The following is a 21,172-nucleotide window of genomic DNA, read 5'->3' as shown; positions in this document are numbered from 1 at the left end:
TGCAAAAGCAAGCCGGGGGCGGCGCCAAGGTTGAACAGCGCCGACCTCGAGCATCAATGCGCGCCCTTGGCCGGCGCGGGCGGACCGTAGACTTCGCCCGTCTCCGCCGCCTGCTCGCGGTCGCCGGCGAGCACGCGCTGGACGCTGACGAAGAACACCGGGACTAGGAGCAGCGCCAGGATGACGACGGCGATCATGCCGCCCATCACCGAGGTGCCGAGCGCCTGCTGGCTGGCGCCGCCAGCGCCGGTCGCGATCGCCATCGGCAGCACGCCGCAGACGAAGGCAAGGCCGGTCATCAGGATCGGGCGGAATCTGAGACTGCACGCCTCGATCGTCGCTTCCACCAACGGCTTGCCCTGGGCGCGCAGGTCCTTGGCGAACTCGATGATCAGGATCGCGTCCTTCGCCGCAAGGCCGATGATGGTGATCAGGCCGACGGTGAAATAGACGTCGTTGGACAGCCCGCGCATCGTCGCGGCGACCACGGCGCCCAAAATGCCGAGCGGAATCGTCAGCAGCACCGCGAGCGGAATGGTCCAGCTCTCATAGAGTGCGGCGAGCAAGAGGAACACCACCAGCACCGACAGCGCCAGCAGGAACGGCGCCTGCGAGCCCGACAGTTTTTCCTGCAAGGACTGGCCGGTCCATTCATAGCCGAAGCCGCGCGGCAGCTTGTCGGCGAGCCGCTCCATCTCTGATATCGCATCGCCCGAGGTGAAGCCGGGCCGTGCCTCGCCGGAGATGCGCACCGCCGGATAATAGTTGAAGCCCGCGATCTGCGTCGGTCCCTTCGTCCACTCGATTGTGGCGAAGGCCGAGAACGGCACCAATTGTCCGCGGCTGTTCTTCACATTGTAATTGAGGATGTCGTCCGCGTTCATGCGGCTGGTCTTGTCGGCCTGCACGATGACGCGCTGCATGCGCCCACGGTTCGGGAAGTCATTGATGTAGTTCGAGCCGAGATTGGTCGAGATCGTGTTGTTGATGTCCTCGAAGGTGAGGCCGAAGGCGCCCGCCTTCTCGCGGTCGATCATCAGATTGACCTGCGGCGCCGGCGGCAGGCCTTCGACATAGACCTTCTGCAGCACCGGGCTGGCATTGGCTTCCGTGACCAGGCGATCCGACGCCGCGATCAGCGCCGCATAGCCCTTCTGGCCGCGGTCCTGCAGGCGGAACGAGAAGCCCGAGGAGTTGCCGAGGTTGTCGATCGGCGGCGGCTGCAGCGCCGAGATCCTGGCGTCGCGGATCGACGACAGGTCGCGGTTGATGTCGGCGACGATGGCGGCCGCGGAATCCTTCGGCCCGCGCTCCGACCAGTCCTTCAAGGTGATGAAGGCCTGCGCGGTGTTCATGCCCTGGCCGAGGAAGCTGAAGCCGGTGAGGAACGTCACGTTCTCGATGCCGGCGCGGTCCTTCAGATATTTCTCGACCTTCTCGACCGCAGATTCGGTGCGCGCATAGGACGACTCAGACGGCGTCTGCACGTCGGTGGTGATAAAGCCCTGGTCGTCGACCGGCAGGAAGCCGCCGGGCAGCCGCACAAAACCCCAGCCAACCGCGGCGAACAGCACGGCATAGATCAGCATCAGCCGGCCGGTGCGCTTCAGCCCGGCCTGCACCGTGCGCGTATAGCCGGCGCGGCTGCTGTCGAGCACGCGGTTGAACCAGCCGAACACGCCCCTGCGGGCATGGCCGTGACCCTGCTGCACCGGCTTGAGCAAGGTCGCGCACAGCGCCGGCGTCAACGACAGCGCGAGCAGCGCCGAGAACGCGATCGCCGCCACCATGGTGACCGAGAACTGGCGGTAGATGATGCCGACCGAGCCGGGGAAGAACGCCATCGGCACGAACACCGCCATCAGCACCAGCGTGATGCCGATGATGGCGCCGGTGATCTGCGACATCGCCTTCTTGGTCGCCTCCTTCGGCGGCAGGCCTTCCTCGGCCATGATGCGCTCGACGTTCTCGACCACGACGATGGCGTCGTCGACCAGGATGCCGACCGCCAGCACCATGCCGAACATGGTCAGCATGTTGATCGAGAAGCCCGCGATCATCAGGGTGGCGCAGGCGCCCAAAAGCGCCACCGGCACCACGATGGTCGGAATGATGGTGTAGCGGATGTTCTGCAGAAACAGGAACATCACGATGAACACCAGCACCACCGCCTCGACGAGGGTCATCAGCACCTTCTCGATCGAGGCCTTCACCACCGGGGTGATGTTGTAGGGGATCTCGTAGGTGATGTTGGCCGGGAAGAAGCGCGACAGCTCCTTCATCTTGGCCTCGACCGCGCTCGCGGTCGCCAGCGCATTGCCCTTCGGCGACAGCAGCACCGAAAGGCCGGCGGTCGGCTTGCCGTTGAGGCGGGTGTTGAACTGGTAGGACAGGCCGCCGATCTCGATCCGCGCGACGTCGCGCAGCCGCACCGTCGAGCCGTCGGCATTGGCGCGCAGGATGATGGCGCCGAACTCGTCGGGCGAGGCGAGTTGGCCCTTCACCAGCACCTGCGCCGAGATTTTTTGCGTGTCGGTGCTCGGCTCGGCGCCGATGCTGCCGGAGGCGACCTGGGCGTTCTGCGCCGAGATCGCCTTGTTGACGTCGTCCGCCGACAGGCCGTAGCCGACCAGCTTGGCGGGATCGATCCAGATGCGAAGCGAGCGCTCGGTCGAATACAGCGTGGCGCGGCCGACGCCGGGAATGCGGCGGACCTCGCCCAGCACGTTTCGGATCATGAAGTCGCCGAGGCCGACCTCGTCGAGGCTGCCGTCGGTCGAGTTCAGCGTTATGATCTGCAGCACCGCGCTGGATGCTTCCTCGACCAGGATGCCCTGCTGGATCACCGCGCGCGGCAACCGCGCCTCGACGCGCTTGAGGCGGTTCTGCACCTCGACCGAGGCCTGGCTGGTGTCGGTGCCCGGCTTGAAGTTGGCGATGATCTCGACCTGGCCGAGCGAGTCGGAGGTCGATTCGAAGTTGAGGATGTTGGCGGCGCCGTTCAGTTCCTCCTCGATCAGCCGCGTGACGCTGTTGTAGAGGTTTTCAGGCGACGCGCCGGGATAGCTGGTCGAGATCGAGATCGACGGCGGCGCGATGATCGGATATTGCGCGACCGCAAGCAGCGGGATCGAGATCGCGCCGATCAGACAGATGAATAGCGCGACGACCCAGGCGAAGATCGGCCTGTCGATGAAGAAAGCGGGCATCTCGGATCACCGCACCGCGTGCGCGGCTTGCTGCGTATCCGCCGGTGCTGCAGCCGCGTCGACTTCGCGCCACGGCAGCGGCCGGACCTTGTCGCCGGCGGCGAACTTCTGGAAACCTTCGACCACGACCTTGTCGCCGGCCTTCAGGCCCTCGGTGATGAACCAGGTGCCGCCCTGCAGCGAGCCGGTGCGCACCGGCTGCACCGCGACGTGATTGTCGGCCTTGACGACGAACACCTCGCTGCCGCCGCCGCCATTGCGCTGCACCGCCTGCTGCGGCACCGCGATCGCGTCGCTGTCGATGCCCTGCTCGATCTGCACGCGGACATACATGCCCGGCAGCAGGATCCGGTTCGGGTTCGGGAACTCGCCGCGCAGGGTCACCTGCCCGGTATAGGCGTCGACCTTGGCGTCGGAGAACAACAGCTTGCCCGGCACCGAATAGATCGAGCCGTCGTCGAGCACGAGACGGACCTTCATCGCATCGGGCGCGATGCGGTCGAGGTCGCCGTTCTCGAAGGCGCGGCGCAGCTGGTTCATCTCGGTGACCGACTGCTGGAAATCGGCGTAGATCGGATCGAGTTGCTGGATGGTCGCGAGGCTCGACGCGTCGTTCTGCACGACCAGCGCGCCTTCCGAGACCAGCGCCGCGCCGATGGTTCCATCGATCGGCGCGCGGATGGTGGCGTAATCCAGATTGAGCTTTGCGCGCGCGACCTCGGCCTCGCGGCCCTGCACGTCGGCCTCAGCCTGCTTCAGCGTCGCGATCGCCTTCTCGTTCTCGGATTCCGGCGCGGCGCGCTGGCTGGTCAGCGTTGCAATACGGCGGGCCTGCAGCGAGGCCTGCTCCTGCACCGCCTTGGCGCGCGACAGCGCGGCCTCGGCCGACTGCAGATCGACTTCGAACGGGCGCGGATCGATCTGGTACAAGGGATCGCCGACCTTCACCTCGCTGCCCTGCGAAAACATCCGGTTGACGATGATACCGGAGACGCGCGGACGCACCTCGGAGACACGGGTCGGCGCGATGCGGCCCGGCAGTTCGCGCACCATTGCGCGCGCCTGCGGCCTCACGGTGACGACGCTGACGTCCGGCTCGGGTGCTTGCACGGCGGCGACTGCGGTATTCGCCTCATCGCAGCCGGCAAGCAGTGGCGCCATCGCGGCCAGCATCAGAGCAATGCATGCCGATTGCGCGCGAAGTCCAGACATCGAGATTGTCGCCCCTGATTGGTGTGAACAAACAAACGGCGGTGCCACGACGAACACCGCTGCGTTGATGCCATGAAAATAAAACCCCGTTGCTGCGACGCAATGCGTTTCGCGGCGGCTCATTGTCACACAAACCTATCGCACTGAATTTTCGTATCTTTTCACGACTCACCGGATTGTGAGCGGGTTCCATTGCAGGCTGTGGGAATGCATTAAGCAATGCGTGAGCGAGAAAGCGCAATTTGCGTCGTCCCGATGACGGGTCGCGCAACATTGTGAGGCGGCCGCCCGAATCGCGGGCGCCGCGCCGCGATGATGCAACTCCGATCACCGCATCCTCGTTGGCTGGTGTCCGGAGCGCCGATCGCAGGACGACTGCGCCGGGATGCCCGTTAATCCCGGATAACTGCACCGAACGGGTGCAGACCAGACAGGCTCAACCAAAGGTTCGTCCTTCGGGCGGTGGATTCGCCTTTCCTCACTTTCCTCCCTCTGCCGCTGTGCCATATTGCTGTCAGATGCGGCCTTCGCGAACGGATGATCCGGCAATGCCCCCTTCCCGCTCCGACATGGAGATCGAACTGAGCAAATTGTCCTCGCCCCGCATCTTCCTGGTGCGGATGCTGGTCTTCCTGGTGCTCTGCGGCCTGATCGGGGTCGTGCTCTACAAGCAGATCATCACGGCGTTTTTTGCCAATCCCGGGCTGAATGCCCTGATCGGCGCGGTGCTCTTGATCGGCATCATCCTGACGTTCCGGCAGGTGATCCGGCTCTATCCCGAGGTCGCCTGGGTCAACAATTTCCGCATCGCCGACCCCGGGCTGGCGATCGCGCGCCGCCCGACGCTGCTTGCCCCGATGGCGGCAATCCTCGGCGGCGAGCGTTCCGGGCGGATGTCGATCTCGCAGCAGACCATGCGGCATCTGCTCGATTCGATCGCAACCCGGCTCGACGAGGCCCGCGACATCTCGCGCTACATGACCGGGCTGCTGGTGTTCCTCGGCCTGCTCGGCACCTTCTGGGGCCTGATCGAGACGGTCGGCTCGGTCGGCAAGGTGATCGACGGGCTGAAGGTCGGCGGCGATGCCGGGGCGCTGTTCGACACCCTGAAGGAGGGCCTCGCCGCCCCGCTCGGCGGCATGGGCATCTCGTTCTCGTCCTCGCTGTTCGGCCTCGCCGGCTCGCTGATCCTCGGGTTCCTCGATCTGCAGTCGAGCCAGGCGCAGAATCGCTTCTACACCGATCTCGAGGACTGGCTCGCCACCACGGTGCGCGGCATTTCCGGCGAAGGCGCCGGGGCCGGCGGCGCCGACCTGCAGGGCGCGATCGAGCGGCTGCGCACTTCGATGGAGGAAGGCGGCGGCACCCGCAACACCACCGCGGCGATGGCCAATCTCGCCGAGGCGATCCAGGGCCTGGTGGCGCATATGCGCACCGAGCAGCAGATGATCCGCGAATGGGCCGACGGCCAGGGCGAGCAGAATCGCGAAATCAAGCGGCTGCTCGAGCGCCTCGCCCGCCAGCCCGAGAAGAGTTGAGCCACGGAGGCCAGCGTGCTCGATCACGTCACCATCGGCGTCACCGATGTCGAAATGTCGAAGGCCTTTTATGACGAGGCGCTGCGCGCGCTCGGCATCAGCCGTCTCTATGCGGAGGGCACGGCGTTCGCCGGCTACGGCATCCGGCCGAAGGCGTTCTTCTGGATCGGGGTCCGTGACGCCTCGCAAACCGGAGCTCACATCGCCTTTACGGCCAATGATCGCGCCACCGTCGACCGGTTCTACGCGGACGCCATCAAGGCCGGCGGCAGGGACAACGGACCGCCCGGAATTCGGCCGTACTACCATGCAAACTATTACGGCGCCTTCGTCCTCGATCCCGACGGCCACAACATCGAGGCCGTCTGTCACGCGCCGCAGGAAACCAAGGGAACTTGAATGGCCCTCGCCCGTTCGCGCCGCGGTGAATCCGCCTTCAACTACTGGCCCGGCTTCGTCGACGCGCTGTCGACGCTGGTGCTGTCGATCGTGTTCCTGCTTTCGGTGTTCCTGGTGGTGCAGTTCTTCCTGTCGCAGGAGGTCTCCGGCAAGGACAAGGCGCTGGAGCAGCTCACCGCCAAGATCGCGCAGCTCAATGATCTGCTGTCGCTGGAGAAGCTCGGCAAGCTTAACCTCGACGACCAGCTGACGCAGCTGCGCGCCGGCCTCGCCTCCGCCGAGAGCGAGCGCGACCGCATGAAGGGACTCTATGAGGGGCTGGCCAGCTCCGGCAGTGACGCGCAGGGGCGCGCCAGCGAGCTCAACAAGGCGCTGGAGTCCGAGAAAGGCGTCACCTCGCGCGCGCTGGCGCAGATCGAGGTCTTGAACCAGCAGATCAGCGCGCTGCGCCGTCAGCTCGCAGCGCTGGAAGAGGCGCTCGACGCCTCCGAGAAGCGCGACAAGGAATCGCAGGGCCGGATCGCCGATCTCGGCCAGCGCCTCAACGTCGCGCTGGCGCAGCGGGTGCAGGAATTGTCGCGCTACCGCTCGGAATTCTTCGGCCGGCTGCGCGCCATCCTCGGCAACCGCCCGGATATCCGCATCGTCGGCGACCGCTTCGTGTTCCAGTCCGAAGTGTTCTTCGAGACCGGTCAGGCGACGCTGTTGCCGGAGGGCAAGACCGAGCTCGATACCGTGGCGAACGCGCTGATCGATCTCGACAAGAAGATTCCGACCGAGATCGCCTGGGTGCTGCGGGTCGACGGCCACACCGACGTGCGGCCGATCAACAGCCCGCTGTTCAAGTCGAACTGGGAGCTATCCTCGGCGCGCGCGATCTCGGTGGTGCAGTATCTGGTGTCGCTCGGCGTGCCGGCGCAGCGCCTGGTCGCCGCCGGCTTCGCCGAATTCCAACCGCTCGACACCGCGCAGACCGAAGAGGCCTACAAGCGCAACCGCCGCATCGAGCTGAAGCTGACGGAGAGGTAGGGCCACTGAGCATCCAATCGTCATTGCCGGGCTTGACCCGGCAATCCATCGAAGAAAGATTCTTTCGAATTGGATGGATGCCCGGGTCAAGCCCGGGCATGACGACTTTAGCATGACAAGCAGTTTCCACTTCCGCCCTTATCGTGCTGCCGACGAGGACGCGGCGATCGAGCTGTGGCGACAGACCTGGCAGCAGGCCTATCCGTCGATCGATTTCAACGCACGCGTGGCGTGGTGGCGCGAGCGCTGGCGCAGCGAGTTGGTGCCGCAGGCGGCGATCGTCGTCGCCGAACAGAGCGGCGCGCTGACCGGCTTCGTCACCATCGACCAGACCGGCTATCTCGACCAGCTCGTGGTCGATCCCGCCCATTGGGGCTCGCCGCTCGCCGGCGCGCTGGTCGATGAAGCCAAACGGCTGTCGCCCGCCGGCGTCACGCTGCTGGTCAACAAGGACAACGCCCGCGCCATCCGCTTCTACGAACGCAACGGCTTTGCGCATGCCGGCGAGGACGTCAACCCGACCTCAGGACGCCCGGTGCTGAAGATGGCGTGGACGCCGTAGCGGCGGCGCGATGCTCACCGTGCCGTCGTCCTGGCGAATGCCAGGACGACATTGAGTATGTGGCGCTACCGTTAGTCCCGTCATCCTGAGGTGCGAGCCCTTGCGAGCCTCGAAGGATCGACGGCCACCAGCCGGGCCGATTCATCCTTCGAGGCTCGCCCAGCAGCGCAATTGCGCTGCAAGGCTCGCACCTCAGGATGACGGGGATAGATTTTGGCGCATCGATCTCACACGGTCGTCCCGGCGAAAGCCGGGACCCATACTCCGCAGCGAATGTTGTGAATGGGACTCGTCGTTCCGGCATTGCACAACGATAACCATCGGTGGTTATGGATCCCGGCCTTCGCGGGGACGACACCGAGTTTGCTGCGCGCCGCCTGCCAAATAACCGGTGTCATCAGCCGCGCACGAGGACCGGCATCCCCGCTTCAACTGATGGCGAGCATGCGCGCGGCGCATCCCACAACGACGTGAGGGCGGTTGGGGAACGCGACCTGCAACGCCACGTTGATGCTGCGAAGACTTTTGTCGCGTCTCAACGCGGAGATTACCGAATGCTCAGGAAAAGGCTCGCCATGATCGTTGCCGCGTGCCTCGTGCTCGCGCCGGTCCAGTCGTTTGCGCAGAACGCGGGCGGCACCCCGCTGCCGCCGAGACCCGGCGACCGGGCCGCTCCGACCGGCGCAGTGGGCGGCAGTGCGCTTCCCGCGTCGAGCGGACAGCGGGTCGGGGTGTCCGGCACAGGCGGCACCGCGCTGCCGCCCGACCCCGGCGCCATCGGCGGCACATCCAGCACCGGCAACGGCGTAGCAAGACGTTAGCGCGTAGCCCGGAAGAGCGCGCGCGATGACAGGCTCCGCGCAATCCGGGGCAGTCGCGTAACGTGTGAGAGCATTCCCGGATTTCGCTTCGCTTCATCCGGGCTACGAAATTTGTGAAGCTGCGCTAGATCACGCCGACCGGATCCGCCGCCTCGGGCGCCGTCTCTGCCACCACATCCGCCGTCACGAATTTCAGCCCGTAGGTGTTGCCGCGGCGCCAGACCACCTCGCAGGGATAGCGCTTGGAATGATCGGCGAGCAGCGTCAGCGCGAGGCGGTCCTTGACGCCGAACTCCACCGCGGTCGTGATCTTGGCGCCGCCGGGCGAGACGTCGACGACGGCGCATTCGCTCTCGGTGGCGCCGTCATCGACCGTGATCCATGCCGCGCGGTTGTTGAGCTGGCGCCGCGGCTCGCGACTGACCTTGATCCGTGCACCATTGCTCGTCATCGTCGTCGATCCTGAGGGCGTTGCGCGCCGGGTGCGTCGATGGACGCGCCATGCCGTTCGGCGCACAACCACGACCGGCACATTGGCGAGGTCGCGTAAAGCCCGGCTTAGCGCGATCGCTTGAACTTTACCGGAATCTTGACGCGGCTTTTAGGGAATGGGGATTCCGCAAGCCCATCAGCGGGATACCGGCTGCGCGGAGGCCCCGGCGCTTGACTCGGAAGCGGCTCTCTTGGTGAACTGGCAAGGCGCGGCATCGGCCGCGCGCCTTGCATCAAAGAGCGCCGCAACGCGCCTCGCCCAACGGAAACGCCCCATGCTGATCCCCCTCGCCGACGTGCCGCGCTGGTATGCCGAACGCAAGCCAACTGACGCGATCGCCGTCAGTCACGGCGCGGACACCCTGACCTGGGAGCAGCTCGAGCGCCGCGCCAATGCACGGGCGCGCGCCTTCATGGCCAAGGGCGTCAAGCCCGGCGACTTCGTTGCGATCGGGCTGCCCAACAGCAATGCGTTCTTCGAGACCAGTTTTGCGGTGTGGAAGTGCGGCGCGACGCCGACCTCGCTGTCGTGGCGATTGCCGCGCGGCGAGGCGGCGGCCGTGCTCGATATCCTCAAGCCCGCGCTGGTGGTCGGCGGCGAGGCCGACTGGAACGCGCCGAATTCGCTGCCCGCGAACTTCGTGCCGGATGGATTTTCCGATGCACCGCTCGATCCGCCGGTGGCGCGATACTGGAAGGCGATGACCAGCGGCGGCTCGACCGGGCGGCCGAAGGTGATCCTCGACCACGGCCCCGCCGTGATCGACACTGCCGCCGAGGCGACGCTCGGCATTGCGCGCGATACAGCGCTGCTCAATCCGGGGCCGCTCTATCACAACGCGCCGTTCATCCTGTCCCACTACGCGCTGTTCGGCGGCGGAAGGGTCACCGGCATGGTGAAGTTCGACGCCGAGGAGACGCTGCGGCTGATCGCGCGCGATCGCGTGCAATGGGTGAACTTCGTGCCGACCATGATGCACCGGATCTGGGCGCTGCCCGAGGAGGTGCGCAGCCGCTACGACGTCTCCAGCCTGAAAATCGTGTTTCACATGGCGGCGCCGATGCCGCCCTGGCTGAAGGAGAAGTGGATCGAATGGCTCGGGCCGGAACGGATCTGGGAGCTCTATGGCGGCACCGAGCGGCAGGGCGCCTGCGTGATCAATGGCGTCGAATGGCTGGCGCACAAGGGCTCGGTCGGCAAGATCGGCGAGACCGCAAAGCTGCGCATCATCGGCGAGGACGGCAACGACGTCGCGCCGGGCGAGACCGGCGAGATCTATTTCCTGCCCAATGACGGCGCCGGCTCGACCTATCACTATCTCGGGGCTGTGCCGAAACGGCGGCCGGACGGCTGGGAATCGCTCGGCGATATCGGACGGCTCGATGCCGACGGCTATCTCTATCTCGGCGACCGCCTCGCCGACATGGTGCTGCGCGGCGGCGCCAACATCTATCCGGCCGAGGTCGAGGCCGCGGTGAGCGAACATCCCGACGTGCGCTCCTGCGTCGTGGTCGGGCTGCCCGATCCGGAGTTCGGCCAGCGCGTGCACGCGATCCTCGAGCTCGACGAGCACGCGGATGCGCAGGCGATCGCCGACGGCATGGGCGATTTCCTCAAAGACAGGCTCAGCCGCTACAAGCATCCGGAAAGCTTTGAGCGCGTCGGCACCGCGCCGCGCGACGATTCCGGAAAGGTCCGCCGCACCCTGCTGCGCGACGAGCGCGCAGCCTGGATCAAGCAGAACCGCAATTTCCGCATCATGCCGGCGCGGGCAGCGAAGGCCGAGTAGCACGGCCGCTCCTCATGCCGGCGGTGGCGTCGCCGCAGTCGTATCCTGTCCGGCAGGTGCATCGGTTCGGCGTTCCGCGACGAGGCCGGCCAGCAGGCGGAACGTCGGCAGCGCCACCGCATCGGCATAGGGATCGCCGAACTTGCTGCGGAACTCACTGAGCGCAGCCTGAACCAGCTTGGCGTCCTCTGCCTGCTCGCCGCCTCCCATGATCCGGACGCTCAGATCGTCCAGCTCGGCCCCGAGCAGTTCTTCGTCGACGTCACCGGTCACCGCCATCGCGACCAGCGCCGCCTCGGTGAATGGCGGCGTCTTCCCGGCCCGATCCGCTTCGGTGCTCAGGTCGCGCAGCCGCATCGCCATGAACCGCAGCCGATTGACGAACCGCTTGATCGCGCGCGGGGTCTCGCGCGTCCTGGTGATGCCGTCGATCCAGATCCGCAATGCCTCCTGAAAATCCGGACTGTCGCTGACCACAGGCTCGATCTGCAGCCGCGGCAGGAACTGGATGCTGATGATGATCAGGAGCAGTGCGAATGCGGCAACCACGGCGGCCGGCGGCACCGTCCCGAGCACACCGCGTGCACCGAGCCCGGCATTGGCGAGCTCCGCGCTGCTCACCGGCGCGCCGGTCAACGGGGATCGCAGCGTCGTGGCCGCAGGTGCATCCGGCACGGCGGGAGGCGACGACGGATTGCCCGTGACGGTGGCGCTCGGCACGGTGCTCGACGCCGCGGTGGATGCGGCCACCGTCGGCAATGACCGCGTCACCAGGGTGACGCCGAGCCATGCCGATGCGATCAGGAGAGCAACGACAAGGGCCGTGCTCAGCATCCCGGATAGCGTGCGCGCGACCGTGCGCCAGCTCTCGACCTGCGGCGGGCCCGCGTCGGCGCGCTTGAGGCCGAGCAGAAGCTCGACGGTGTCCTCGCGGCTGCGCGGAACGGGCACGACGAGGTGAATCAGCTTTTCAAGATAATGCGAAGCAAACTCATTGAGGGCCAGCAGCCGCCGGCGCCGCAATTCGGACGGCGACGGTTCGGCCGCACCCGGCGGCTCGCTGTCGTCGAGCTGCAGCGTCATATCCTTGTAGGAGTCCGCGATCGCCGCCTTGACCTTGTTCTCGTCCAGCCCGAGCACGACAAAGCAGCGGCCGGCGCTGGTCACGAAATTGATGGCCTCGAGGATGTCGACAGTCTGTTTCGGCGCGCAGCGATCGAGATCGTCGATGAAGATGACGAGCCCGGGATGCGGCGGGCGCCGCAGCGTGTCGCAGAAGACCGCGAACTCGGAGGCAAAGCGATAGCGGAACGAGAGCTGCTGCTCCATGTCCTTGGTGCTGGGCTGTCCGCCCAGCGTCGACAGCAATTCCGCCGGGATCGATTTGAGCGGCTTGAACAGCTCCCACAATTTCTTGCCGGCATAGATCAAGGCCGAGATTCCGCCGGTCGACAGGCCGATCGACGTGACGGCGGACGCCGTCCCCGGCGTGCCCGCGGCAGGGGCCGACCGGGCGGCAGGCGGCTCCGGCATCAGCAATGCCCCGATCCGGTCCGCGAGCTGACCGAGAACGCTGGCCGCCATTTCCAGATGCGTGGCGACGATCCACAGGGCGACGCCGACAAAGACCAGCAGCGCGACCGTCGCATTGGGATCGGCACCGATTCGCTTCCAGGCGACGCGCAGCCGATAGATGAATCCGGGCACCGTCCAGAGCGGCGGCACCGCCTGGCTGCGCACGGCCTCGAGCAGTGCCGCAAGCAGATTGTCCTCCTTCTGATTGTGCCAGGCGTTGAACCATACGGTTCGGACATCACGCGCGCCGAGTTCCTCGCGCACCAGATTCATCAGCGACGTCTTGCCGGATCCCCATGGTCCGGTCACCGCGATGGCGACCGTCGGCTTGGTTTCGGTGTTGCGCAGGAATCTCGCCATCGAACGCGCGATCGGCCGCAGACCGAGTGCATCCTCGTCATTCAATCCGATCGGATCGTCGGACACGCCGTGGTCGGCGATATGCTTCTGAGGCACCACCGGCAACTGCTTGAGCCGCGCCCTGGTGCCGCGCTCGAATGCGAACGCGCCGAGGGCAAAGGCCACGAACACCCACGGCGCCGGCAGCCAGCGATACGACAGCAGCTGCCAGCCGGCACCGCCGTTGAAGGTTTGAAAGGCCGCGTCCGACGAAATCCCGCGCTCGCTCCCCTGCGCGCTCCAGGCCCAGCCGCGATCGGACGAAACGAAGGCCACGAACTTGATGGCACCGGCTCCGGGGACATTGAGCCGCGTGACGCCGAGCGTTCCGTTGGCGTCGGCGGTCATCCGGAAGATGTCACCGAGCTCACCACCAACCCAGATTGCCTGCTTTCCGCCGGACGGCGGAGTTCCGGCTTCGGCTCCCAATGTCGCGGAGTAGACCCATGATAGTGGATCGACCCGCGGCGCGCTGGCATAGTTCGCAAGGAACAGCTGCGGATCGGGCTGGTCCGGGAAGACACCACCATCGATCAGCTGCAAATCCAGGGGCGTGATTTGGACGGTCGGAAACGCTAAGGTCGTGGTCGAGTTCGCAGGCGTGTCATGCGGAAGCGCGAGGCAAGGACCGGTATTCTGACCTTGCCCGACAAATGTGAGGCAGGTCCCGCTGGCCGGATCCGGATTTCGGAGTTGCAGCACCGTACGGGCCGATGCGATCCGGGTCTCGAAATACGGAATCAAGAGCGGCGCGAACACAGGGGGGCGCGCGGCCTGATTTGCGACCTGCGCCTGCTTCGTATTTGCGACGGCGTTGTCCTTCGAGAAGGATTGGTCCTTCGAGAAGAATTGCGCGCTGGCGGCGCGCGCCGGCCCTTGCGGCACCCTGACCTCGAGCGTGCCTTCGCTCCATCCCAACGCGCTGCGAAACTTGTCGCGAACCTCGAAGCCGTCACCGGCCGGCTTCGGAACGAACGGCAGATCCGCAAAATCCGGATGCGGGATCGTCGCGAACAAATCGCGCAGCGCCCACCCGCGTTCCGTGAACAAATCCTGACGAATCTCGCCGCCGACCGGCAGCCCGAAATACCAGCCGCCGATGACACCCCAGAAGCCGGCGAACGCCAGCAGGTATGAAGCCGCAAACCACAACGCACGGCGCGGCAGCGCGGATGCGTTTGCAGCCTCTGGCTTCGTGGCGCTCGGGTCAGCTTTGCTCGTCTCGCTCGGGGACGGTGCTGGACTTTCCGGTTGATAGTCCATCTGTGCCTCTCTCGCGGTCAGGCATCGGACGCAACGGGGCAGATCACGGTCTGCAGACGGCTTACCGTCTCTTCTCAAATGCACGCCGGAACGACCCGGCAATCGCCAATGAGGTTTACTCTACTCACGGCACAACTTTGAGAGGAAGGGCGGATTTCACATTTTGGAGGAATTTTTCGCAGGTAGCGCGCATCTGAATAAATTGCCGATTTCCGGGATTTTCGTTGCCATGCGTCCCCAAATAGGGTGCCCTTGTCCCACGCAACAACCCGAGCGAGAATCCCATGTCGTTTCGCAGTGACAACGCGGCGTTCGAGGCCTGGCTCGGCCGGCAGTGCAAGGTCGTCAAATCCGAGATCAAGTACAAGCACGGCAGGATGAAGAAGTCTCCGTTCATCTTCCTGCGCGCGACCTATTTCCGCTGGGCGCGCAAGATCGGCGACTGGTGCCCGGAGCTGATGGACGCGCCTCGCCTGCTCGCGATCGGCGACCTGCATCTGGAAAATTTCGGCACCTGGCGCGACGCCGACGGGCGGCTGGTGTGGGGCGTCAACGATTTCGACGAAGCCGCAATGATGCCCTATGTGCTCGATCTGGTGCGGCTTGCCACCAGCATGCGGCTCGCGCCGCGACCTGCGATCAGCGCGCGCGAGGCGGCCGAGGCGCTGCTCGACGGCTATCGCGAGGGCCTCGACAATCCGCAACCGGCGCTGCTGTTCGAGGGGCAGACCTGGCTCAGACCTTATGCCGAGCCCGGCGCAGGCAAGCCGGAAAACTTCTGGGACGAGGTCGCGAAGTTTCCAGCCGCGAAGCCGCCGCCCCAGATCACGGCTGCGCTGCGCGCCAGCCTGCCGCGCGACGTCGCGCGGAGCAGCATCCGCTTCGCCCGCATCCTGCACAAGGGCGGCGGCAGCCTAGGACGGCCGCGCTATGCCGCGATCGCGTATTGGCGCGGCGGCCAGATCGTCCGCGAGGCGAAGGCGCTGGTGCCCTCGGCATGGAGCTGGGCGCATGGCAAGGGTGGCCGTGCGCCATCGAACTTCATGACGCTCGCGACCGGGCGGCACCGCGCGCCGGATCCGTTCCTGCAGGTGCGGCAAAACTTCATCCTGCGCCGCATCGCCGCCGATGCGCGCAAGATCGAGCTCGGCGAGGAGGCCGGGCGCAAGCTGCAGCGCAGGCTGATCAAGGCGATGGCGTTCGATGTCGCGTCGATCCATGCCGCCGGCGTGTCCCGGATCGACCGCTTGAAGGACGATCTCAAGCGGCGGCAACGCAAGCAGAGCAACTGGCTGGATCAAGCCGCCGAAATCGCCGAGGAGAGAGTCCGGCGCGATTTTCGGGAATGGCGCGGTTGACTTGACGGTGATCGCGCCGGCCGCGGCTGGCATGCGATCTGCCATCTCGAAATCGGGTCAATTCACTGTTATATATGACAGAAGCGTCCGCTGTTCCGGACCGTGATCTTTTCGGGTCGCACGGCGTTAGTGTGCATACGCGCGTTTTGCGATCCTGCGGAGACCCTCCATGACCTCGATGACCGAATGGAAAGTGCCAGCGGCCTTTCAGCCCCGCCCCGAAGATTACCGCTTCGATCTCGATCGCGCGCTGATGAGTGTGGTCGGGCTGCATTCGATCATTCCACCCGACGCCTTCAGCGCCGAGACGCTCGGCACCGAGCGCGTCGGCAACGGCGTTTTGATCGACGACGGGCTGGTGCTGACGATCGGCTATCTGATCACCGAGGCCGAAGCGGTGTGGCTGCATCTCGGCGACGGCCGCGTGGTCGAGGGCCACGCGATGGGCTTTGATTCCGAATCCGGCTTCGGCCTGGTGCAGGCGCTCGGCCGTCCCAACATCGCGCCGCTGCCGATCGGCTCGTCGGCGGCCGCGCGGGTCGGCGACAATGTCGTGGTCGGCGGCGCCGGCGGCCGCACCCGTTCGGTCGCGAGCCAGATCGCGGCGAAGCAGGAATTCGCCGGCTACTGGGAATATCTGCTCGATGAAGCGATCTTCACCCATCCGTCGCATCCGAACTGGGGCGGCTGCGGGCTGATCTCGGACAGCGGCGAACTGATCGGCATCGGCTCGCTGCAGCTCGAGCGCGAGCGCGCGGGCCACGCCGAGCATGTCAACATGATCGTGCCGATCGATCTGCTCGGCCCCGTCATCACCGACCTGCGCAAGTTCGGCCGCGTCAACAAGCCGGCGCGGCCGTGGCTCGGCATGTACACGACCGAGATCGACAACCGCATCGTCGTGGTCGGCATCGCCAGCAAGGGACCGGCAGCGCGCGCCGAATTGAAGAACGGCGACGTGATCCTCGCGGTCGCCGGCGACAACGTGACGGACCAGGCCGGCTTCTACAAGAAGCTGTGGTCGCTCGGCTCGGCCGGCGTCGACGTGCCGCTGACCGTCTACCACGAAGGCGTCACCTTCGACGTCACGCTGACCTCGATCGACCGCATGCGGCTGTTGAAGGCGCCGCGGCTGCATTAGCGATGCGATGAAGCTCAGGCGGATCACGCTCTCTTCACCTCTCCCGCTTGCGGGGGAGGTCGTCGCGCGCAGCGCGGCGGGTGGGGGCTCTCTCCACTCGATGGTTCTCTCAAGCGGCGACACCCCCACCCCAACCCTCCCCCGCAAGCGGGAGAGGGAGCGCAGCTCACGCGCGGCTGCAGTTCGCTAACAAGGATAGAATGATGAGCGAGGCCGTGGTCGACAACATCGTGGCCGTGCTGCCGCCGCTGCTGCAGACGCTGGAATCGCTGTCGTTCGTCGCGCGCAACCTCAACCCGGCGGAGTTCGGCAACGTCATGCAGATCGCGGGCGAGCCGGACGATGCCTTGCTCGCGGTGAAGCCGCACCTGGCCGATTGGCCGGAGCAATTCTCGCACATCAAGGCGCCGCTGCAGGCCGCGATCGACGCGGCGCTGGCGGGCTATGCGGGGCTGCGCGCCGTGATGAACGGCGAAGGCGACCTCGTCAGCGTGTTCCGCGCGCTGCGCTATCTGCCGCGGGCGCTGGAGGCGCTCTACCCGCTGACCGAATTGCCGCCGGTCAGCGGCTTCTTCATCGCGCCTGAACTGCGCGAGGACGCCGAGCTGCAGGCGCGGCTCGCTTCCGTGCCGAACGACAGCACCGGCGTGTTCCATGAGGGCAACGAGCCGGGCAGCCGCGGCGGCTTCTCGATGTACGTGCCGGAATATTACACGCCCGATCGCGCCTGGCCGCTGGTGATGGCGCTGCATGGCGGCAGCGGCAACGGCCGTGGCTTTCTCTGGAGCTGGCTGCGCGATGCCCGCAGCCGCGGCGCCATCCTGGTCGCGCCGACCGCGACCGGGCAAACCTGGGCGCTGATGGGCGGCGACAGCGACACGCCGAACCTCAACCGCATCCTCGACCAGGTGTGCGCGCGCTGGAACATCGACGAGACACGGATGCTGCTGACCGGCATGAGCGACGGCGGCACCTTCAGCTATGTCAGTGGGCTCGACGGTGCGTCGCGCTTCACCCATCTTGCGCCGGTTTCCGCGACGTTCCATCCGCTGATGGCGGAGATCGCCGACGCCGAACGTCTGCGCGGCCTGCCTGTTTTCATCACCCACGGCCGGCTCGACTGGATGTTCCCGGTGCAGACCGCGCGGCAGACCCAGGGCCTGCTCTCCGCCGCCGGCGCCAAGGTGATCTATCGCGAGATCGACGACCTCAGCCACTGCTACCCGCGCGAGATCAATGCGGAGATCTTGCAGTGGTTGAATGGTGCACACGCCGACGCCTGAGGAACCCCCTCCCCGTCATTGCGAGGCACGAAGCGACGAAGCAATCCATGCCTCCGCTTGTGGAGAGATGGATTGCTTCGCGGAGCCTGTCATCGGGCGGCACTTTGCGCCGACCCGTTGGCTCGCAATGACGAAGATAGAACTAGGCACAATCTCTCCCCGTCACCCTGAGGTGGCCGCTTCTTCAGCGGCCCTCGAAGGGTCGACGGCCCGGCTGCGGCCGTGCGGCTGCAGTGGGCCGATTCATCCTTCGAGACGCGGCCAAGTGGCCGCTCCTCAGGATGACGGTGATAGATGGCGTTACCCGTTCACCCGCGGCTTGAACGAGAGTTGGGCCAGAGCGGATCAGACCAGGCCGCCATTGGCGCGCAGCGTCTGGCCGTTGATCCAGGAGCCGTCGGGACCGGCGAGGAACGACACGGTGCCGGCGATATCGGTCGGCGTGCCGAGCCGCTCCAGCGGCACCATCTTGGCGAAGCGGTCGATCAGTTCGTCCGATTTGCCGTGCAGGAACAGATCGGTCGCGGTCGGGCCGGGCGCGACCGCATTCACGGTGATGACGCGACCGCGCAATTCCTTCGACAGGATCGCGGTCAGAGATTCGATCGCGGCCTTGGTCGCGACATAGATGCCGTAGGTCTCGAGCTTGGTGCCGACCACGCTGGTCGAGAAGTTGACGATGCGTCCGCCATTGCGCAGCCGCCGCGCCGCCTCGCGCATGGTGTTGAAACTGCCCTTCAAATTGACCGCGACCTGTTGGTCGAACACCGCATCGTCGCTGTCGGCGATCTTGCCGAGCTTCATGATGCCGGCGTTGTTGACCAGCACGTCGACGCCGCCGAAGGCGGCTTCCGCTGCGTCGAACATGCCGCGCACCGCACTCGCGTCGCTGACATCGGCCTTCGCCGTCAGCGCCCGGCCGCCGGCGGCCTCGATCCGGTCGGCAACCGCCAGGGCCGGCTTGGCGTCGCCGGAGTAATTGATGACGACGGTAAAATCGTCCTTCGCGAGCCGTTCGGCCACCGCGGCGCCGATTCCGCGCGAGGCGCCCGTCACCAGTGCTACCTTGTTGGTTTGGTTGGTCATTTTCAGTCTCCATCCGGTTGTGCGGACCAAGCCGCGTTCGATGGGAGGACGCTACGCCTTGGCATCAATCGGATAATCATGCATCTTCTGGCATCACTGTTCAGGATTTTCGGACAATGGACCGGTTCGATGCGATGCGGGTGTTCACCCGGGTGGTGGAGCGGCGCAGCTTTTCACTGGCCGCCGACGACCTCGGGCTGCCGCGCTCGACGGTGACCGATGCGGTCAAGGGGCTGGAGGCGCGGCTCGGCGTGCGGCTGCTCGAGCGCACCACGCGCACGGTGCGGCCGACGCTCGACGGCGAAGCGCATTACCGGCGCTGCCTGTCGCTGATCGCAGATCTCGAGGATGCCGAGGGCGCGTTCGGCGGTGCCAAGCCGAAGGGGCTGTTGCGGCTCGAAGTGCAGGGCACGCTGGCCCGCCACTTCCTGCTGCCGAACCTGCCCGGCTTCCTCACTGAGTATCCCGATATCGAGATCAACATGAGCGAGAGCGATCGCTGGGTCGACCTGATCCGCGAGGGCGTCGACTGCGTGCTGCGCTTCGGCCGGCTGCCCGACAGCGACATGATCGCGCGCGAGGTGACGATGCTGGAGCGGCTGACCTGCGCCACGCCGGACTATTTCGCGCGCTTTGGCCTGCCGGCCGATCCGTTCGCGCTCGACGGACATCGCATGATCGGCATCCGCTCGCTGACCACGGGACGGGTGCGGCCGATGGAGTTCGTGATCGACGGCGCGACAAGACAGTTTCCGCTCCCGGCGCCGATGACGGTGACCGGCCCGGAGAGCTATCTCGCCAGCGCAAGGCTCGGCCTCGGCCTCGTGCAGGTGCCGCGCTTCCACGCCGAGACCGATCTCGCCAACGGCACGCTGCTGCCGGTGCTGCAGCACTGCCCGCCGCCGTCGGTGCCGGTGCACCTGCTCTACCCGCGCAACCGCCAGCTTTCGCCGCGGGTTCGCGTGTTCATCGATTACGTGATGCGGGCGTTCGAGCGAAGGTGATGGGGACCGTCACGCCGCTTCAACAAAGACCGGCCTTAAGACGGACCTCGGGCAACTGCCCAACCCGGTCTCGCGCATTCGACAGAACGTCTCGATCGGCGGCGGGCAATGTATTCAGATCGCCGTCGTCAAAGAACCCCAGCGCTCGCAATGCCTGCGCGGGCTCGCCCCGAAACATCGCCTTGAAGGTACTTAGTGCCGTCGGCAGCGAAGCGCCCGCGGACAGCATGGTGGCGATGTCCCGGTAATCCTTGGCTTCGGCGCGGTCCAGCGTGGCCTTGATCTTGGTCGCCATCAGATCGTCGAGCGAAGCAACGAGCAGCACGCCGTCGGCGGTCTCAAGTGGATCGTTGACGCGGCCAATTTTGAGACCGCCAAAGAACGAAACCTTGACCGGGCCGGACGGCATCTCAGCCAGAACCACCAAGGTGTCCGGCGCATCCTGGAGGATTACGGCGTCGGCAATGAACGAGAACTCGGCACGAATGCGTTCCTTGTCGAGGCCTTCGGTACAGAAAAAGTCGAAATCGACGGATTCGCGATGGCCAAGCTGGAGTGCGATGGCGGTCCCGCCGTAAAGGACGAACTTCAATCGGCGGGCGGCAGCCAGACTGGGCCATATCTCCCGCTGTGCCGCCGGCAGGATATCAAGTCGCGGCTCAAACTGTGGCATGGAATCCCCTGCGCGGGGCCTTGTCGGGAATTGCCATGCCGGTCGCGAATGTCAGCCGGCCTCGCCAGAATTCCCACGAACGATCGCTGAACCAGCCGGGCTCGGCACCCCGCATGATCTCGACCAGACGCGCCTGACCGACCGCATCCTCGAGCAGGAGGATATCGTCATATGTCCCGAGATCCATCGTTTGCGCGATCACGCGCTCTTCGGAAAACGGACGGCCATCGACCGGCTTCCACCACAGATATTTGCGGCGAAATTGCTGCAGGAGATCGGTCGGTGGGCGCTCTGCCGTCATGACCTACCTTAGCCGAATCGGCACTGATTTTCCACGC

At 65.9% G+C, this 21,172-nt stretch carries 17 protein-coding genes; 10 read left to right on the top strand and 7 right to left on the bottom strand.

Features of this window, described 5'->3' with window-relative positions; translation table 11 throughout:
• Window positions 1–53: 53 nt before the first annotated feature.
• Complete coding sequence (locus XH93_RS05965) at window positions 54–3,209, bottom strand: multidrug efflux RND transporter permease subunit (protein ID WP_194472805.1); 3,156 nt, start codon at window positions 3,207–3,209, stop codon at window positions 54–56.
• A gap of 6 nt (window positions 3,210–3,215) precedes the next feature.
• Window positions 3,216–4,421, bottom strand: a complete 1,206-nt coding sequence (locus XH93_RS05960) for an efflux RND transporter periplasmic adaptor subunit (RefSeq protein WP_194472804.1) — start codon at window positions 4,419–4,421, stop codon at window positions 3,216–3,218.
• Window positions 4,422–4,969: 548 nt separating this feature from the next.
• Here XH93_RS05960 and XH93_RS05955 point away from each other — a divergent pair.
• From XH93_RS05955 to XH93_RS05935, 5 genes are all read left to right on the top strand, one after another.
• The gene (locus XH93_RS05955) at window positions 4,970–5,959 is read left to right on the top strand and encodes a flagellar motor protein MotA (RefSeq protein WP_194472803.1); all 990 of its coding nucleotides are present in this window, start codon (window positions 4,970–4,972) and stop codon (window positions 5,957–5,959) included.
• Window positions 5,960–5,974: 15 nt separating this feature from the next.
• On the top strand, window positions 5,975–6,358 hold the full coding sequence (locus XH93_RS05950) for a VOC family protein (RefSeq protein ID WP_194472802.1): 384 nt from the start codon (window positions 5,975–5,977) through the stop codon (window positions 6,356–6,358).
• Window positions 6,359–7,387, top strand: coding sequence for a peptidoglycan -binding protein (locus XH93_RS05945; protein ID WP_139480557.1), 1,029 nt, complete (start codon window positions 6,359–6,361; stop codon window positions 7,385–7,387).
• 112 nt (window positions 7,388–7,499) lie between these two features.
• A complete protein-coding gene (locus XH93_RS05940; RefSeq protein ID WP_194472801.1) occupies window positions 7,500–7,949 on the top strand; it encodes a GNAT family N-acetyltransferase in 450 nt (149 codons plus the stop codon).
• Between the two features lie 554 nt (window positions 7,950–8,503).
• Entirely contained in the window at window positions 8,504–8,770 is a 267-nt protein-coding gene (locus XH93_RS05935; RefSeq protein WP_194472800.1) for a hypothetical protein, read from the top strand.
• 124 nt (window positions 8,771–8,894) lie between these two features.
• Here XH93_RS05935 and XH93_RS05930 read toward each other — a convergent pair whose 3' ends face one another.
• Window positions 8,895–9,221 carry a PilZ domain-containing protein gene (locus XH93_RS05930; protein ID WP_194472799.1) on the bottom strand — a complete coding sequence of 109 codons (327 nt, stop codon included), beginning with the start codon at window positions 9,219–9,221 and terminating at the stop codon, window positions 8,895–8,897.
• Between the two features lie 316 nt (window positions 9,222–9,537).
• On the opposite strand from XH93_RS05930, the gene XH93_RS05925 reads away from it, so the two are divergent.
• A complete protein-coding gene (locus tag XH93_RS05925) occupies window positions 9,538–11,052 on the top strand; it encodes an AMP-binding protein (protein WP_194472798.1) in 1,515 nt (504 codons plus the stop codon).
• Window positions 11,053–11,064: 12 nt separating this feature from the next.
• Here XH93_RS05925 and XH93_RS05920 read toward each other — a convergent pair whose 3' ends face one another.
• A complete protein-coding gene (locus tag XH93_RS05920; protein WP_210340445.1) occupies window positions 11,065–14,289 on the bottom strand; it encodes a P-loop NTPase fold protein in 3,225 nt (1,074 codons plus the stop codon).
• A 284-nt stretch (window positions 14,290–14,573) separates the two neighbouring features.
• Between XH93_RS05920 and XH93_RS05915 the strand changes: the two genes are divergently transcribed.
• The 3 genes from XH93_RS05915 (at window position 14,574) to XH93_RS05905 (ending at window position 18,071) form a co-directional block, all read left to right on the top strand.
• Complete coding sequence (locus tag XH93_RS05915; RefSeq protein ID WP_194472796.1) at window positions 14,574–15,647, top strand: DUF2252 family protein; 1,074 nt, start codon at window positions 14,574–14,576, stop codon at window positions 15,645–15,647.
• A gap of 169 nt (window positions 15,648–15,816) precedes the next feature.
• The gene (locus tag XH93_RS05910; protein ID WP_139480550.1) at window positions 15,817–16,788 is read left to right on the top strand and encodes a S1C family serine protease; all 972 of its coding nucleotides are present in this window, start codon (window positions 15,817–15,819) and stop codon (window positions 16,786–16,788) included.
• 203 nt (window positions 16,789–16,991) lie between these two features.
• Window positions 16,992–18,071, top strand: a complete 1,080-nt coding sequence (locus tag XH93_RS05905) for a phospholipase (RefSeq protein ID WP_194472795.1) — start codon at window positions 16,992–16,994, stop codon at window positions 18,069–18,071.
• Between the two features lie 345 nt (window positions 18,072–18,416).
• Here the strand turns inward: XH93_RS05905 and XH93_RS05900 are convergent, their stop codons facing one another.
• Entirely contained in the window at window positions 18,417–19,157 is a 741-nt protein-coding gene (locus tag XH93_RS05900; protein ID WP_194472794.1) for an SDR family oxidoreductase, read from the bottom strand.
• A 116-nt stretch (window positions 19,158–19,273) separates the two neighbouring features.
• Here XH93_RS05900 and XH93_RS05895 point away from each other — a divergent pair, with 116 nt between their 5' ends.
• Window positions 19,274–20,161 carry a LysR family transcriptional regulator gene (locus tag XH93_RS05895; RefSeq protein ID WP_194472793.1) on the top strand — a complete coding sequence of 296 codons (888 nt, stop codon included), beginning with the start codon at window positions 19,274–19,276 and terminating at the stop codon, window positions 20,159–20,161.
• 19 nt (window positions 20,162–20,180) lie between these two features.
• Here XH93_RS05895 and XH93_RS05890 read toward each other — a convergent pair whose 3' ends face one another.
• Both XH93_RS05890 and XH93_RS05885 read right to left on the bottom strand, forming a co-directional pair.
• The gene (locus XH93_RS05890) at window positions 20,181–20,834 is read right to left on the bottom strand and encodes a nucleotidyl transferase AbiEii/AbiGii toxin family protein (RefSeq protein WP_194472792.1); all 654 of its coding nucleotides are present in this window, start codon (window positions 20,832–20,834) and stop codon (window positions 20,181–20,183) included.
• Window positions 20,821–21,135 carry a hypothetical protein gene (locus tag XH93_RS05885; RefSeq protein ID WP_139480545.1) on the bottom strand — a complete coding sequence of 105 codons (315 nt, stop codon included), beginning with the start codon at window positions 21,133–21,135 and terminating at the stop codon, window positions 20,821–20,823. Before XH93_RS05885 ends, XH93_RS05890 begins: the two co-directional genes overlap by 14 nt.
• Window positions 21,136–21,172 lie beyond the last annotated feature (37 nt).

Origin of the sequence: Bradyrhizobium sp. CCBAU 51753, from assembly GCF_015291565.1 — a bacterium.
GTDB lineage: Bacteria > Pseudomonadota > Alphaproteobacteria > Rhizobiales > Xanthobacteraceae > Bradyrhizobium > Bradyrhizobium ivorense.
Note: the sequence above shows the minus strand (reverse complement) of the source record. Positions and strands in the feature narration are given on the sequence as shown.

What these genes read in the sequence shown, in the direction of transcription:
- XH93_RS05965 (WP_194472805.1), bottom strand. Translation starts at nt 3,209, where the DNA reads ATGCCCGCTTTCTTCATCGACAGGCCGATCTTCGCCTGGGTCGTCGCG.
- XH93_RS05960 (WP_194472804.1), bottom strand. Translation starts at nt 4,421, where the DNA reads ATGTCTGGACTTCGCGCGCAATCGGCATGCATTGCTCTGATGCTGGCC.
- XH93_RS05955 (WP_194472803.1), top strand. Translation starts at nt 4,970, where the DNA reads ATGCCCCCTTCCCGCTCCGACATGGAGATCGAACTGAGCAAATTGTCC.
- XH93_RS05945 (WP_139480557.1), top strand. Translation starts at nt 6,359, where the DNA reads ATGGCCCTCGCCCGTTCGCGCCGCGGTGAATCCGCCTTCAACTACTGG.
- XH93_RS05940 (WP_194472801.1), top strand. Translation starts at nt 7,500, where the DNA reads ATGACAAGCAGTTTCCACTTCCGCCCTTATCGTGCTGCCGACGAGGAC.
- XH93_RS05935 (WP_194472800.1), top strand. Translation starts at nt 8,504, where the DNA reads ATGCTCAGGAAAAGGCTCGCCATGATCGTTGCCGCGTGCCTCGTGCTC.
- XH93_RS05930 (WP_194472799.1), bottom strand. Translation starts at nt 9,221, where the DNA reads ATGACGAGCAATGGTGCACGGATCAAGGTCAGTCGCGAGCCGCGGCGC.
- XH93_RS05925 (WP_194472798.1), top strand. Translation starts at nt 9,538, where the DNA reads ATGCTGATCCCCCTCGCCGACGTGCCGCGCTGGTATGCCGAACGCAAG.
- XH93_RS05920 (WP_210340445.1), bottom strand. Translation starts at nt 14,289, where the DNA reads ATGGACTATCAACCGGAAAGTCCAGCACCGTCCCCGAGCGAGACGAGC.
- XH93_RS05915 (WP_194472796.1), top strand. Translation starts at nt 14,574, where the DNA reads ATGTCGTTTCGCAGTGACAACGCGGCGTTCGAGGCCTGGCTCGGCCGG.
- XH93_RS05910 (WP_139480550.1), top strand. Translation starts at nt 15,817, where the DNA reads ATGACCTCGATGACCGAATGGAAAGTGCCAGCGGCCTTTCAGCCCCGC.
- XH93_RS05905 (WP_194472795.1), top strand. Translation starts at nt 16,992, where the DNA reads ATGAGCGAGGCCGTGGTCGACAACATCGTGGCCGTGCTGCCGCCGCTG.
- XH93_RS05900 (WP_194472794.1), bottom strand. Translation starts at nt 19,157, where the DNA reads ATGACCAACCAAACCAACAAGGTAGCACTGGTGACGGGCGCCTCGCGC.
- XH93_RS05895 (WP_194472793.1), top strand. Translation starts at nt 19,274, where the DNA reads ATGGACCGGTTCGATGCGATGCGGGTGTTCACCCGGGTGGTGGAGCGG.
- XH93_RS05890 (WP_194472792.1), bottom strand. Translation starts at nt 20,834, where the DNA reads ATGCCACAGTTTGAGCCGCGACTTGATATCCTGCCGGCGGCACAGCGG.
- XH93_RS05885 (WP_139480545.1), bottom strand. Translation starts at nt 21,135, where the DNA reads ATGACGGCAGAGCGCCCACCGACCGATCTCCTGCAGCAATTTCGCCGC.